The following is a 14,093-nucleotide window of genomic DNA, read 5'->3' as shown; positions in this document are numbered from 1 at the left end:
TATCAGGATTTGTTGCTTTCCGTATGCATAAACAGGGAAGGGTGTTGCTCGGCATATTCACGCAAGAGATTCCAGACCACACGCACTCTTTGCAGACGGTACAAGTCACTGGGTGCAGCCAGCCAGTAAGAACGCTCGGTAAAGAAACTGTCCTGCAAAACCGGTACCAGAGTACCGCTAGCCGGGATGGCATACGGCGGTGCCATGATCAAGCCCATGCCAGCCGCTGCCGCTTCGCATTGCGCCATCATGCCAGTGCAGCACAAGCGCCTTTTTGGCGTAAAACCCAGCTTGTCAAGGAAATTGAGTTCATTGCTGGCCAGGCGATCTTGCACATAATCGACAAATTCATGCTCAGCCAGGTCAGCTTCACTGCGTATGGGCGGGTGGCGCGCCAGATAATCAGGCGAGGCATACAGGTTGAGGCGAAAGGTAGCCAGACGGGTAAACACATAGCGCCCGGTATTCGGCGGGTCTAGCATGACACCCAGGTCTGCCTCGCGGGTTGCCAGGTTGGCGAAACGGGGTTGTACCAATAAATCCACACTCAGTTCTGGATGGTCTTTGAGCAGATGTACCAATAAAGGGGCGATGACCAGGGTGCCAAACATTTCCGGCACTCCCAGGCGGACGACGCCGTGGGCTGAGACACTGGCAGCCCCCAATTGATCGGTGGCAGTCAGGGCCGCACTTTCCATGGCTTCGGCATGGGGGAGCAGGGCATGCCCCATCTCGGTCAGCTCATAGCCCTCACGGCTGCGGTCAAACAGGGTGGAGCCAAGCTGGCTTTCCAGTCTGTCTATGCGGCGTGCCACTGTTGTATGTTCGACCCCCAGCCGACGCGATGCACCCGAAAGCGTGCCAGCACGGGCAAGCTCCAGGAAGTAACGCAGGTCAGTCCATTCAGGCATGCTATTCATGCAGCCAATTGTGCGACAAAGCACATACAGCGGCAAGGTTTAATCCATTTCTTCTTTGCAAGAATGAAAGAATTGGGGGTTTTGCACAACAAGTGGGCAGTTTTAATAGTGCTAACTTCACTCTGATGTGCATTTATGCACAAACGGTGGGCGTGCATACGCTTTCTGGGTTTTTCCTTTCCGTGCACACTGCCTGCCATGCGACATACAACATGTAAGAACGTGTTTGCGATCTTACTGTGCGTGCGTGATCGGGGCTCATGCGCTGCTCAAAATGCTCATGTACTTAAGTACATTCCGCTTTTTGCGCTGCGTTTTTGTTACCCCGACCCCGCTGACGCTCGCTCGCTACAGATCGTAAACGCGTTCTAAAAGGCGCACATAAAAAATACAGGAGACATAAATGAACCAGAGCAAGAGAAAGCAGAAATTCTTACGTCAGTCCGCCGCTGCATTGTTGGTCGCATCAGGAACCGTTGCAGGCAGTGGCATCAGCCAGGCACAAACAACAACGCCTCCGGCAACGACTGAAACAGCCAATGCAGAACCGACCACGGTAGTCGTGACTGCCCGCCGCCGTGAAGAATCCCTGCAAGATGTGCCAGTATCCGTCACGGCTTTCTCTGCTGATCAGCTCTCTAAAACGGCAATACCTGACATCGTCGGTCTGGTACAAAGTTTGCCAAACACGACCATGAAAGCTTCGCGTGCGACGAATTCAACGCTGACAGCCTTCATCCGCGGTGTTGGTCAACAAGACCCGCTGGCCGGTTTTGAAGCCGGTGTTGGTATTTATCTGGATGATGTGTATATCGCCCGCCCGCAGGGTGCCGTGGCTGATATCTATGATGTAGAACGCATAGAAGTCTTGCGTGGCCCTCAGGGTACTTTGTACGGTCGCAATACCATAGGTGGTGCCGTCAAATATGTGACACGCAAACTGCGCCCGGAAACTGATGTACGCCTGAAAGCCACGGTAGGCACATATGGCCAGACCGATGCCGTATTGACGGCCAGTACTCCGGTATCAGACAGCCTCAGGGTTGGTGCATCGCTGGCAAAATTCAAGCGCAATGGCTTTGGTAAAAATCTGCTGACCGGTGCAGAAAATTATGACAAGGACGTAGCCGCTGCCCGTCTGAGTGCAGAATTCACACCAACTAATAACCTGTTCATACGCGTATCAGCCGATACCAGCCAGGATGATTCCAGCCCCAAGAACGGCCATCGCCTGACAGTCAGCAATGCCAGCAAGGCACCGATACTCGACAATGTATTTGATACCCGCGCCAATCTGACGACGGCGCTGGGTCATTTGCAGCAAGTAAAACAAAGCGGTGGTTCTGCCCTGATTGAATGGCAGATCAATAATGAGCTGACCTTGAAATCCATCACTGCCAGCCGCCGTGATACATCTTATGCGCCTATCGATTTTGATTCCCTGCCTGTGGTTGATCTGGAAGCACCGGCCGTCTACAAAAACCGCCAGTTCAGTCAGGAATTACAACTCAGTTATAGCGGCAAGACGATACAGGGTGTGGCCGGTGTGTATTACATAGACGCCAATGCCTATAACAAATTCGATACCCTCCTGAATGGTGCCTTGCCCCTGTCGGTGTATACCATGGGTGACGTTGATACCAAGGCCTGGGCGGTGTTTGCCGATGGCAGCATGAGTTTGTCGGACACGATCAGCGTTTCTGCCGGTGGCCGTTATACCTCGGATACGCGCCAGGCCGCAGTCTTGCGTCAACTGTATCTGGGTACCAAGAGTTCACCTGAAATGGGCAATCCTAGTGCAGTGCTGTTCCGCACTGACACCAATCTGACGAAGAGTGATCTTGACCGTACGGATACCAAGTTCACCCCGCGCCTGTCGCTGAACTGGAAAGCCAATGCCGATAACAATGTGTATGCATCCTGGTCGCAAGGCTTCAAGGGCGGTGGCTTTGATCCGCGCATGAATGTGGTTGGCACCAAGATCAGTCTGGCCAAGGCAAAAATGGGTTACGAGCCGGAAGAAATCGAAACTGTGGAACTGGGCTTGAAGTCGCAATTCGACAAGGGCCGCATCATGACCAATGCCGCACTGTTCTTCAGTAATTACAAGAACGTGCAGATACCTGGCTCGGTCGCGGTGGATACAGATGGTGACGGCAAGGATGATAATTTTGCTGGCGTCACCACCAATGCAGGCAAGGCTCGCATCAAGGGTTTTGAGCTGGAAGCGACAGCGCGTGTTACTGACGCTTTCCGCCTGTCTGGTATGTTCAGCTATATCGATGCCAAGTACACGCAATTCATCGTGGCCGGTGTCGATGTCGCCAGCCAGAAAGTATTCCAGAATACGCCGAAGCAATCCGCCAACCTGACAGCGAGCTATGACTGGCCGCTCAACATGATAGGCAAGAATGGCACACTGTCACTGATCTCCAGCTATTCTTACCGTGGCGCGACCAACCAGTTCGAGACACCGAATGCCTTGCTGGATCAGGATGCTTATTCGCTGTGGGACGCCAGCCTGGTCTGGACCAGCACAGACAAGCGTCTGCGTGCCGGCCTGCATGGCAAGAACCTCAGCAATACCAAATACAAGGTTGCCGGTTATCTTTTCCCGACTTTGGGTTTGGAAGGCACTACCACTGCCTTCTATGGCAATCCACGGACAGTCTCGGCCACGGTTGAATACCGCTTCTAGTCTGTGACAGCGAGAGGAAATTGCGTGACTACTTTCACTGACATCAGCTTTACCAGTAGCGATGGCCTGCAGTTGTATGCGCGGGATTATCCGTCGCGTGGCGGCCAGGCCAAATGTGCAGTCATCTGCATCCATGGCCTTACCCGCAATTCTGGCGATTTTGAAGAGCTGGCACCGTGGATAGCAGAGCAGGGCAGGCGTGTGATTGCGGTCGATGTCAGGGGGCGCGGGCGCTCTCAGCACGACGCCGACCCCGAACACTACAATACGGTCATGTATGCGAATGATGTCATCAAGCTCGCCCGTGACCTGGGCATAGGCCGGGCAGTGTTTATAGGTACCTCCATGGGTGGCCTCATCACCATGACGGTGGCAGCGCGCAAATTGAACTTGATTGCTGCCGCCATCCTCAATGATGTGGGGCCAGCCTTGTCTCCCAAGGGATTAGGCAGGATCGCCGGCTTTGCTGGCAAGACAGTGGAAGTGAATGACTGGGAAGAGGCTACACACTATATACGTCAGGTCAATCTGTCTGCTTTCCCGGATAACAGTGTGGAAGAATGGGGCAAGTGGGCCAGACGGGCTTTTGCGGCAAATGTCGAAGGCAAGCTGGCACTGCAATATGATCCGAATATTGCCAGGCCCTTGCAAACCGGTCAGTTGAAAAGCAAATCCTGGGTCGCCAATTTTGCTTTCCGCCGTCTTGCCAGAAACCGGCCTGTGCTGTTGATACGCGGCGATTTGTCGGATCTGGTCGAACCTGAACAACTCGCCTATATGCAAGACCTGGCACCCGACATGCAATATGCCGAAGTGAATGGCGTAGGCCACGCACCGATGCTGATGGAAGCGCAGGCACAAAAAGCCATCAGGGAATTTTTAGCCACAGTGGATTAGGCGATTTGCAGTATGCTTATGGGCACAGTCAAAAAAAGAGCATGGAAAATGCCGTCTACAACATCTGCGTAATATGACAGTGACCACAGTGACCACAACGTAAAACTAGCAGGAGACAAAATGCAACAAAAAAACAGCTTTAAACTCGTCTGTCTGAGTCTGGCCCTGAGCAGCGTATTCGCCTCAGCCAGCAGTCTGGCGCAAGATTTGAAAATTGCCCTGATCGCAGGCAAGACCGGTGCACTGGAAGCCTATGCCAAGGAAACCGAAACCGGCTTCATGATGGGCCTGGAATACCTGACCGGCGGCAAGATGGAAATCAATGGTCGCAAGCTCAAGGTCATCGTCAAGGATGACCAAAGCAAGCCTGACCTGGGACGCACTGCACTGGCCGAAGCCTTTGGTGATGACAAGGCTGATATCGCAGTCGGCACCAGTTCTTCTGGTTCGGCGATTGCGATGCTGCCAGTGGCAGAAGAATATAAAAAGGTACTCATCGTAGAACCGGCAGTGGCTGATGCGATTACAGGTGAAAAATGGAACCGCTACATCTTCCGCACCAGCCGCAATTCCATGCAGGATGGCCTGGCTGCTGCCAGCACCATCAAGTCCGGTGGCAGTATTGCCTTCCTGGCGCAGGATTATGCTTTTGGCCGTGATGGCGTGAAAGCAGCCAAGGATGCATTGAGTGCAGTCGGTGCCAAGGCCAAGATAGTCCATGAAGAATATGCGGCACAAAACACGACCGACTTTACCGCAGCGGCTCAGCGCATTTTTGATGTGCTGAAAGACAAGCCAGAACCGCGAGTCTTGCAAATCATCTGGGCGGGTCCCAATCCCATGAACAAGCTGGCTGACATGAAGCCGGAACGCTTCGGCATTACTCTGGCTCCCGGTGGCAATATCCTTCCCGTCATGAAAAACTGGAAGACTTATGTAGGTACCCAGGGCACGATCTATTACTACTACGACTTCCCTAAAAACAAGATGAATGACTGGCTGGTGGCCGAACATACCAAGCGTTTCAAAGCACCGCCTGACTTCTTCACCGCTGGTGGTTTTGCTGCCGCCAGTGCAGTGTACACCGCGATTAATAAAGCCAAGTCCACTGATACTGAAAAGCTCATCACGGCAATGGAAGGCATGGAATTTGACACACCTAAAGGCAAGATGAATTTCCGCAAGGAAGATCACCAGGCCATGCAATCCATGTACCATTTCAAGATCAAGAAAGACCAGAAGAGTGAATGGGATTTGCTGGAACTGGTCAGGGAAATACCCGCCAGCGAATTGCCAGTCCCGGTCAAGAACAAGCGCTGATGATGGCAGGCGAAGCTATGAGTGGTGCACCATCGCTATCTACACGTGATCTCAGCATAAGGTTTGGCGGTCATGTGGCCGTCAACCAGGTAACGGCAGACTTTTATCCCGGCACCCTGACTGTCATCGTCGGCCCTAACGGTGCGGGTAAAACCACTTACTTCAACCTGATGTCTGGGCAACTGCCTGCCAGTGCAGGCAGCGTGCATCTGTTTGGTGTGGACATCACCAGCAAGGGGGCGGCTGAACGCACGTGCAGAGGTATAGGCCGGGCTTTTCAACTGACCAATCTCTTTCCTAATTTGTCAGTCATAGAAAATGTGCGTCTGGCTGTGCAAAGCAGGGCAGGCCTGGGTTTGAATATTTTTTCTCTATGGTCATCCCATGCCAGCCTGTTGAAACGTGCAGAGCATTATTTGCAAAAGGTTGCACTGGCAGACCGCAAATCAGACAAAGTCGCCGCACTCTCACATGGCGACAAGCGCAAATTAGAAGTTGCGATCCTGCTGGCGCTGGAGCCTGAAATCATGATGTTCGATGAACCCACGGCAGGCATGAGTGTTGATGAAGTGCCGGTAGTGCTGGACCTGATCCATCAGGTCAAGGCAGAACGCAAGAAAACCATCTTGCTGGTAGAACACAAGATGGATGTTGTACGTTCACTCGCTGACCGCATCATCGTCCTGCATAACGGCGCGCTGGTGGCAGATGGTGAACCTGTCAGTGTCATGGCATCGGCCATCGTGCAGGAAGCCTATCTGGGCGTTGCCCCGGAAACCAAGGAAGAGCAACATGTCTGAAGCTTTACTGACATTGGCCGGTGTGCATACCCATATCGGTGAATACCATATCCTGCAAGGCGTGGACATGCAGGTGCCGCGTGGCGGTCTCTCGGTTTTGCTGGGGCGTAATGGCGCAGGCAAGACTACTACTTTGCGCACCATCATGGGCTTGTGGAAAGCCAGCCAGGGCAAGATACATTTCGATGGCCGCGATATCACTGCCATGGCAACGCCAGACATTGCCCAGCTGGGCATTGCCTATGTACCTGAAAGCATGGCGATATTCTCAGACCTGACAGTCAAGGAAAACCTGCTGCTGGCCGCACGCAATGGTCCGCTCGATAATCAGCGTGTTGAATGGATATGCGGCTTTTTTCCGGCCTTGAAAAAATTCTGGAACTACCCGGCAGGCAATCTGTCCGGTGGCCAAAAACAAATGGTCGCGATTGCCCGTGCCATCGTTGAGCCGCGCAAATTGATACTGGTGGATGAACCGACCAAGGGCCTGGCACCCGCCATCATCCTTAGCCTGATGGCCGCCTTCAATGAATTGAAAGCTAGCGACACCACCATCTTGCTGGTCGAGCAGAATTTCAATTTCGTGCGCAAGCTGGGGGATACTGTGGCCGTCATGGATGATGGCCGTGTCGTCCATACCGGCGGCATGCAGGCACTGGCTGAAGACAATGACTTGCAACAGCACTTGCTGGGCCTGTCACTGGCTGCGCATCAATAAAGCAAGAGGAAGAATAATGACAGATACTGTTCTGGACAATACCGCAAAGCCAGAAGTTGCCAGCCTGCCGACAGCGCCACGCGATATCTGGCCGCTGGTACTGGTGCCGGCCCTGGCCTTGCTGATGCTGCCGTTGGTGGGCAGTTTCCCGACCTGGATCACCCTGACCGTCGCAGGCCTGGCCATGGGCATGATGATCTTTATCATGGCCAGCGGCCTGACCCTGATCTTTGGCTTGATGGATGTATTGAATTTTGGTCACGGTGCTTTTGTATCCGTCGGTGCCTTTGTCGCCACGCTGGTTTTGTTGCCCATGCATGGCTGGATGGAAGCTGATTCGCTGCTCATGAACCTGACGGCACTTGGCCTGGCTATCCTGCTGGCGATGCTGGCAACCGGTCTGCTGGGCTGGGCGTTCGAGCGCGTTATCATCATGCCCGTATATGGCCAGCATCTGAAGCAAATCCTCATCACCATGGGCGGCATGATAGTCGCAGAACAGATGATCAATGTCATCTGGGGTGCAGAGCAAATCCCGCTGCCCCTGCCGACCAGCTTGCGTGGCTCCATCCTGCTGGGTGATGCCGCCATAGAAAAATACCGCCTGATTGCAGTCGTGGTTGGCTTGCTGGTATTTGTTGCCATGTTCCTGGTGTTGAACCGCAGCAAGCTGGGTCTGCTGATACGGGCAGGGGTAGAAAATGGCGAGATGGTGGAAGCGCTCGGTTACCGCATACGCCGCCTGTTCGTGCTGGTGTTTGCTGCCGGTTCGGCACTGGCTGGCCTCGGTGGTGTCATGTGGGGTTTGTATAAAGAGAGCCTGACTGCAGCCATGGGCGGTGACATCATGGTCATGGTGTTTATCGTCATTATCATTGGTGGCCTGGGTTCGGTCGGTGGTTGTTTCATTGGCGCCTTGCTGATGGCACTGGTGGCCAATTATGCCGGCTTCCTGGTGCCCAAGCTGGCGCTGGTGTCGAATATCTTGCTGATGATCGCCGTGTTGCTGTGGCGTCCGACTGGCCTGTACACCGTGGTAAGGCGTTAAGACATGAATGCAATGAAACAAATCCTGTCGGATGATTTTCCGCGTAACCGCTGGCTGGCGCTGATCCTGGTGGCGATATTTTTCGGACTGGCTTGCGCGCCCTTCATCACCAGCGGTGCGCGGCCTTTGAACACTGCTGCCACCATCTGCGTCTACATCGTCCTGGTTGCATCTTATGACCTGTTGCTGGGTTACACCGGCATAGTCTCTTTTGCTCACACCATGTTTTTTGGCATAGGCGCATACGGTATAGGTCTGGCGCTGGCCAGTGGCACGCCATCATGGGGGCTGGCTGCTCTGGGTTTGCTGGCAGCATTGTTGGTGACGCTGGTACTGGCCCTGATCGTCGGCCTGTTTGCCTTGCGTGTAAGAGCGATTTTCTATGCCATGATCACGCTGGCGGTGGCTTCATCCTTTGCTGTGCTGGCATCGCAATTGTCAGATTTTACAGGCGGTGAAGACGGCAAGACTTTCAGCGCGCCTGCTTTGCTGTCACCTGCTTACCGCCTGTTCGAGGCTGAGATATTTGGTCGCGTTGTCGATGGCAAGGTGATTACCTATTACATCGTGTTCATAGGCTGCGCCCTGTTATTCCTGTTCTTGCTGCGCGTTGTCAATTCACCTTTTGGCCGGGTCTTGCAGGCCATACGCGAAAATGATTTTCGTGCCGAGGCACTGGGTTACCGCACTGTGTATTACCGCATTCTGGCGAATTGCATCGCGGCGCTGGTTGCGGCAATGGCGGGTGCCCTGATGGCTTTGTGGCTGCGCTATGTAGGACCCAAGACTATGCTGAGTTTTGAAGTCATGACAGACATTTTATTGATTGTCGTGATAGGCGGTATGGGGACGATGTATGGGGCGGTGGTTGGGGCGACCTTGTTCATACTTGCGCAGAATTATTTGAAGAGTTTGATGGGGGTGGCGTCGTCGTCTTTGGCTGACGTGCCAGTGCTGGCGAGTGCTTTGCATCCGGACCGGTGGATGTTGTGGTTGGGGGTATTGTTTGTGGTGTCGATTTATTTCTTTCCAGTGGGGATAGTGGGGAAATTGAGAGGTAGTGGGAAGAGGAATTGATTGGTGGCATTGCATGTCGATGAGTTGTAATCTACATGTCGTCGCTCCAGCGTAGGCTGGAGCCCAATGGCGTTCGTTGTATTGCCGTACTTTGATTAAAGCGATTGCCCTACGTGGATACAAGCCGGGTCTCGGCCCGGCGGCCGAAGTACTTTCTTTGGTCGCCAAAGAAAGTACTCAAAGAAAGGCGACCCAGGCGTAGTCGCCCCTGCGGGGTTCCCGTTTGTGCAATACAAAAAATGGGAAGGCCCGAAACTCGCTTTGCTCAAACAGCGGTCCTTCTTGATCCATTTTCTGTACAGCACAAACGGCATCGACACATGGGAACTGCTAACAGCAACAGCAACAGCAATGTCAAACCCAAAAGCAACACCACCGATTCACGTGATTTTGTCCCTTAGCTTTTTGCAAGCGGCAGGCCAGCTGCGTACTCCCCATACAAAGCCTGGCCTGCCGTCCTTGCAAATCAGCGGCTATCCTGCTTAAAACCAAACTCCCTGTCCAGCAAGGAATAGCATTTAAGATCAACATAGCGCCCATGCTTGAATTCACACTCTCGCAACACTCCTTCAAGCCGGAACCCCAGTTTTTCTATCAAGCGCCAGCTGGCGATATTCTCTGGCTCTACCATGGCTTGCAAGCGGTGCAGGCCCAGGTGCTGGAAGCAGTGAGTGATCATGGCGTCCAGGCATTCCGGTATGACAGCCTTGCCCCAGTGGTCGGGCGAAAGCCAGAAGCCGGTTTCGGCGCAATGGTGTTCCTGTTCCCATTCGTGCAGGCCGCAAGTGCCTATTAATTGTTCAGGTTCCTCTTTGCTGCAAATGCCCCACCACAGGCCTGAGCCGTCCAGCCAGACCTGTTCATACCAGTCCATTTGTTCCTGGCTTGATGCCAGGGTGTCATAGCTGATGCCATAATATTCAGTAACACGCGGGTCGGATAATCCGCGAAAAATTGCGGGCATGTCGGTGGCGACGATGCGGCGTAGTTGGTAGTTGGCGGTCTGTAGGGCGGGGAAGGTTTTGGTTTCAGGCATATAAGCTTTGCAATAACAGGTAACAATCAGACATTCTAATGCCTGTAGAGGCATGGAGTTGCGCTGTTCCGTAACTCCTTAACAGAGCAAAATCTGGGATAATCCGTCTGCTCGTTATCAGCGAGTGAATTGATTAACAATATTGAAGAAATAATGAGCCCAGAGCAACGCAAAGAAGCTTCCGAACTGGAATTGCATAAACGTGGTATCCGCATCAATGTGCAATTGCATGTGATTGAGTCTGATGAAGAAGTGGAACTGCGCACGCCTGAAGAATTGATGCAGCGCATGCTGGTCTTGTGGGCGGTGACTGCGGTAGCTACTGGTGGTGATGTGGCACACTATCGCTCCTATCTGGAGGCGCATGGTTTGGCTGCTTGTTTGTCAGCGCAGGAAAACGCATTTCTGTTTGCAGATAACATCACTGAAGAATTGCGTACGCAATTTCTGCAAAGGCAGGAAGCTCTGTATTTCCTGGCATGGGCTGCGGGTTTGACCGACAAGCTGGCGGTACCTACGCAAGTAGCAAACCTCAAGCAAATCCTGAAATTCTTCCCGCATGCGATGGAAGCGCCCGAGCGTTTACAGGCAGCCATGAAGCCGCGCCGCAAGGGACAGGTACTGGACTGGTCGGACTTATTGTATCGCCTGCACTGGGCAGTTCGCCACGCACATATCACTGGGCGGGATGCACCCGGCAATCTGAATGCAGATGCGGTGCGCGAATGGCACCAGGCGGCTAACTGGCTATGCCAGTATGAAGAAGAAAATGACTGGGACAAGGTCAGTACCGAAACTTGACCTAAGTCCTGGTCAATAAGCATGCTCAATAAGACTTGATGCTTATACGTCCAGTCTTGCAATCATTGACTTCTTCCAGCATCTTCTGGCAACGTGGGCCCGAGAATTCAGCCTGCAAGGAATCCAGGAAAACCCGTGTGCGGGCAGGCATCAGACGACGGCCAGGGAATACTGCCCAGACAGTGATTTCAGGCAGTTTCCAGTCTTCCAGCAAGGGCACCAGCTCACCCTTGTGTACATGCTGACCAGCGAAATGATCCGCCAGCATGATGATGCCTTTGCCGCGAACAGCCAGGCGCGTCAGCAATTCGGGTGAGTTGGCGCTGGCCCGGCCAGGAGGTATGCCTTCCCAGACCGCACCATCTTTTTCCATGCGCCAGATCGAAGGTTCGCCATTACGTGCCGTCAGGCGCAGGCAATCATGCTCCATCAGGGCTTCTGGTTCTGCGGGCGCGCCATGTAATTTCAAATAGGCGGGTGAGGCATACAGGCCTATGCTGAAGCGCACCAGTCCCCTTGCTGCAAGTGAAGCGTCATCCGGCAGGTCACCCACCCGGATGGCCACATCAAAATTCTCTCCTATCAAATCCACCCGGCGTGGTGACAAATCCAGCTCCAGGTTCACGGAAGGGTATTTGCTGATGAAATCAGATAACAATTCACCCATCTGATGATTGGCAAAATCACCAGGCATCGATACTTTCAGTCTGCCATTCGGCTCTGCCTGCCTGTGCTGGGTCAGGGCCAGCGTTGCATCTACTTCTTCCTGCACATGTTGTGCATGCTGCAAGACACTTTGTCCCAAGTCAGTTACCGTCAGCTTGCGGGTGGTGCGCAAGATCAGGCGCTCACCTAGCTCGGCTTCAAGAGCAGATATGCGGCGCGACAAGGTCGATTTGGGCACCCCCAGCTTCTCTGCCGCCTTGCTGAAACTGCCTTCTTCAACCACGCGGGCAAATAGCAAAAGGTCATTGGCTTCCAGGGTCATGATCGCATCCTCATACTGATCCTCTATTTTCCTATTTTTGGAACAATGATATCCATTTTAACGCCTTCCGGAATATTTTTGGAACGATTAAAGTACGTCCATCAACTCTTTATCTGAAAGGAACACAAAATGAACATCCTGCAAATCAACTCCAGCGCCCGTGCTCAAGCTTCTCATTCCACGCAACTGGCAAATAGCCTGGTTGAGGCTTTATTGGAAACATCTTCTGGTGCCACCGTGAATGTACGTGACCTGGGCAGTAAACCCCACCCCATACTTGATGAAACAGCATTGCAAGCCCTGTTCACTCCGGCAGACCAGCGCACAGCAGAACAGCAAGCCCGCGTTGCTCTGGATGATGCCCTGATTGCTGAAATCCAGGCAGCAGACGTAGTAGTACTTGGCGCACCGATGTATAACTTTGGTATTTCTGCTCAATTGAAAAACTGGATAGATGCGATTTCCCGCGCACAGGTGACTTTCCGTTATACCGCCAATGGCCCTGAAGGTCTGCTGACTGGCAAGAAAGTGTATGTAGTACTGACACGTGGCGGCCTGTATCGCAATACACCAAATGACACACAAATGCCCTACCTGAAAACCTTCTTTGGTTTCCTGGGCATGACCGATGTAGAGTTTGTCTATGCAGAAGGCCTGGCCATGGGCCCGGATGCAGAAAAAGCATCACTGGCTTCAGCACACCAGCAAATTAATGATTTACTGCCTGCTTAATCGACAACATTAACGGGCCAATTACGAGGACGATGGATCATGGAAACGACAGATGTAGTTGCAAGCAACACAGTTCAGCAGGCTGAAATCGTGAGCAAATCGCGCACGGTAGAGCAACTGGTCGCCGGGCAGCCTACTTCAGATGGTGCCGGTGTCAAGCTGACACGGGTATTGACGCAGCCACTGCAATACCGGCTGGACCCCTTCCTCATGCTGGATGCTTTCGGCAGTGATGAGGCAGGTGACTACATCGCCGGTTTCCCCAGTCATCCGCACCGTGGTTTTGAAACCATCACCTATATGCTGGCGGGCCGCATGCGCCACCGCGACAGTGCAGGTAATGAAGGCCTGTTGCAAAACGGTGGCGTGCAATGGATGACGGCAGGTCGTGGCGTGATTCACTCAGAAATGCCGGAACAGGAAGAAGGCCGCATGGCAGGCTTCCAGCTTTGGTTGAACCTGCCAGCAAAAGACAAGATGATCGCCCCCTGGTACCGCGACATCCAGAGCGACACCATCCCTGAATTGCTGACAGCAGCTGGCATTAAGGTACGCATCATCGCCGGTAGCAGTCATGGCGTGGCAGGTGCCGTGCAGCGTGAAGTCACTCAACCGCTGTATCTGGATATACATATGCCAGCCGGTAGCAGTTTTAGTCACAGTCTGCCTGCCAGTTTTAATGCCTTTGTGTATGTGTATGAAGGCGACGTGCAGATAGACGAGCGTGAGGTACCAGTGCAACGCATGGCGATATTGAAAAAATCGCCGGATGTGGATGGAGTGGTGATTGATGCCAAAGTCGATAGCAGGTTGTTGTTAATTGCCGGTCAGCCCTTGGGTGAAACCATCGTGCAGTATGGGCCGTTTGTGATGAATAGTCAGGCGGAAATTTTTAAAGCGATTAGCGATTTTCGCGAGGGTAAGTTGGTGGATGTTGATTGATGAGAGTTGCTTTAAACGATCTCGTCATGCTGACGAAGCGGTGGCTATTTGTAGATTGGGCCAGGCCTCGCTAGGCTACGCTTCATCAACCCAACACTCGGCCCCGGAAACACGCA

Annotated in this window: 13 protein-coding genes; 10 read left to right on the top strand and 3 right to left on the bottom strand. The window is 53.2% G+C overall.

Annotated elements, in window-relative coordinates:
- Positions 1-2: 2 nt before the first annotated feature.
- Complete coding sequence (locus AC07OI_RS00170; RefSeq protein WP_492705079.1) at positions 3-911, bottom strand: LysR family transcriptional regulator; 909 nt, start codon at positions 909-911, stop codon at positions 3-5.
- A 412-nt stretch (positions 912-1,323) separates the two neighbouring features.
- Here AC07OI_RS00170 and AC07OI_RS00165 point away from each other — a divergent pair, with 412 nt between their 5' ends.
- The 7 genes from AC07OI_RS00165 (at position 1,324) to AC07OI_RS00135 (ending at position 9,478) form a co-directional block, all read left to right on the top strand.
- Positions 1,324-3,618 carry a TonB-dependent receptor gene (locus tag AC07OI_RS00165; protein ID WP_492705081.1) on the top strand — a complete coding sequence of 765 codons (2,295 nt, stop codon included), beginning with the start codon at positions 1,324-1,326 and terminating at the stop codon, positions 3,616-3,618.
- A 24-nt stretch (positions 3,619-3,642) separates the two neighbouring features.
- Entirely contained in the window at positions 3,643-4,515 is an 873-nt protein-coding gene (locus tag AC07OI_RS00160) for an alpha/beta fold hydrolase (RefSeq protein WP_492705083.1), read from the top strand.
- Positions 4,516-4,635: 120 nt separating this feature from the next.
- Positions 4,636-5,835, top strand: a complete 1,200-nt coding sequence (locus AC07OI_RS00155) for a substrate-binding domain-containing protein (RefSeq protein WP_495255881.1) — start codon at positions 4,636-4,638, stop codon at positions 5,833-5,835.
- A gap of 2 nt (positions 5,836-5,837) precedes the next feature.
- A complete protein-coding gene (locus tag AC07OI_RS00150; protein WP_495256340.1) occupies positions 5,838-6,635 on the top strand; it encodes an ABC transporter ATP-binding protein in 798 nt (265 codons plus the stop codon).
- Positions 6,628-7,353, top strand: a complete 726-nt coding sequence (locus AC07OI_RS00145) for an ABC transporter ATP-binding protein (RefSeq protein WP_492705089.1) — start codon at positions 6,628-6,630, stop codon at positions 7,351-7,353. Before AC07OI_RS00150 ends, AC07OI_RS00145 begins: the two co-directional genes overlap by 8 nt.
- Positions 7,354-7,369: 16 nt before the next feature.
- Positions 7,370-8,401, top strand: coding sequence for a branched-chain amino acid ABC transporter permease (locus AC07OI_RS00140; RefSeq protein WP_492705091.1), 1,032 nt, complete (start codon positions 7,370-7,372; stop codon positions 8,399-8,401).
- 12 nt (positions 8,402-8,413) lie between these two features.
- Positions 8,414-9,478, top strand: coding sequence for a branched-chain amino acid ABC transporter permease (locus AC07OI_RS00135; RefSeq protein ID WP_495256339.1), 1,065 nt, complete (start codon positions 8,414-8,416; stop codon positions 9,476-9,478).
- Positions 9,479-9,944: 466 nt separating this feature from the next.
- Here the strand turns inward: AC07OI_RS00135 and AC07OI_RS00130 are convergent, their stop codons facing one another.
- Positions 9,945-10,514: a GNAT family N-acetyltransferase gene (locus tag AC07OI_RS00130; RefSeq protein ID WP_495255880.1), complete on the bottom strand. Its 570-nt coding sequence runs from the start codon at positions 10,512-10,514 to the stop codon at positions 9,945-9,947.
- A gap of 153 nt (positions 10,515-10,667) precedes the next feature.
- Between AC07OI_RS00130 and AC07OI_RS00125 the strand changes: the two genes are divergently transcribed.
- The gene (locus AC07OI_RS00125; RefSeq protein WP_495255879.1) at positions 10,668-11,315 is read left to right on the top strand and encodes a DUF4272 domain-containing protein; all 648 of its coding nucleotides are present in this window, start codon (positions 10,668-10,670) and stop codon (positions 11,313-11,315) included.
- A gap of 25 nt (positions 11,316-11,340) precedes the next feature.
- Here the strand turns inward: AC07OI_RS00125 and AC07OI_RS00120 are convergent, their stop codons facing one another.
- Positions 11,341-12,303, bottom strand: coding sequence for a LysR family transcriptional regulator (locus AC07OI_RS00120; protein ID WP_492705097.1), 963 nt, complete (start codon positions 12,301-12,303; stop codon positions 11,341-11,343).
- A 129-nt stretch (positions 12,304-12,432) separates the two neighbouring features.
- Between AC07OI_RS00120 and AC07OI_RS00115 the strand changes: the two genes are divergently transcribed.
- Together AC07OI_RS00115 and AC07OI_RS00110 are read left to right on the top strand one after the other, a co-directional pair.
- A complete protein-coding gene (locus AC07OI_RS00115) occupies positions 12,433-13,035 on the top strand; it encodes an FMN-dependent NADH-azoreductase (RefSeq protein ID WP_495255878.1) in 603 nt (200 codons plus the stop codon).
- A 39-nt stretch (positions 13,036-13,074) separates the two neighbouring features.
- A complete protein-coding gene (locus AC07OI_RS00110) occupies positions 13,075-13,977 on the top strand; it encodes a pirin family protein (protein ID WP_495255877.1) in 903 nt (300 codons plus the stop codon).
- The last annotated feature ends 116 nt before the right edge of the window (positions 13,978-14,093 follow it).

The sequence above is a fragment of the Undibacterium sp. GW821-FHT07F11 genome, from assembly GCF_059418665.1.
Note: the sequence above shows the minus strand (reverse complement) of the source record. Positions and strands in the feature narration are given on the sequence as shown.

What these genes read in the sequence shown, in the direction of transcription:
- AC07OI_RS00120 (WP_492705097.1), bottom strand. Translation starts at nt 12,303, where the DNA reads ATGACCCTGGAAGCCAATGACCTTTTGCTATTTGCCCGCGTGGTTGAA.
- AC07OI_RS00170 (WP_492705079.1), bottom strand. Translation starts at nt 911, where the DNA reads ATGCCTGAATGGACTGACCTGCGTTACTTCCTGGAGCTTGCCCGTGCT.
- AC07OI_RS00165 (WP_492705081.1), top strand. Translation starts at nt 1,324, where the DNA reads ATGAACCAGAGCAAGAGAAAGCAGAAATTCTTACGTCAGTCCGCCGCT.
- AC07OI_RS00135 (WP_495256339.1), top strand. Translation starts at nt 8,414, where the DNA reads ATGAAACAAATCCTGTCGGATGATTTTCCGCGTAACCGCTGGCTGGCG.
- AC07OI_RS00115 (WP_495255878.1), top strand. Translation starts at nt 12,433, where the DNA reads ATGAACATCCTGCAAATCAACTCCAGCGCCCGTGCTCAAGCTTCTCAT.
- AC07OI_RS00130 (WP_495255880.1), bottom strand. Translation starts at nt 10,514, where the DNA reads ATGCCTGAAACCAAAACCTTCCCCGCCCTACAGACCGCCAACTACCAA.
- AC07OI_RS00145 (WP_492705089.1), top strand. Translation starts at nt 6,628, where the DNA reads ATGTCTGAAGCTTTACTGACATTGGCCGGTGTGCATACCCATATCGGT.
- AC07OI_RS00140 (WP_492705091.1), top strand. Translation starts at nt 7,370, where the DNA reads ATGACAGATACTGTTCTGGACAATACCGCAAAGCCAGAAGTTGCCAGC.
- AC07OI_RS00125 (WP_495255879.1), top strand. Translation starts at nt 10,668, where the DNA reads ATGAGCCCAGAGCAACGCAAAGAAGCTTCCGAACTGGAATTGCATAAA.
- AC07OI_RS00150 (WP_495256340.1), top strand. Translation starts at nt 5,838, where the DNA reads ATGGCAGGCGAAGCTATGAGTGGTGCACCATCGCTATCTACACGTGAT.
- AC07OI_RS00155 (WP_495255881.1), top strand. Translation starts at nt 4,636, where the DNA reads ATGCAACAAAAAAACAGCTTTAAACTCGTCTGTCTGAGTCTGGCCCTG.
- AC07OI_RS00110 (WP_495255877.1), top strand. Translation starts at nt 13,075, where the DNA reads ATGGAAACGACAGATGTAGTTGCAAGCAACACAGTTCAGCAGGCTGAA.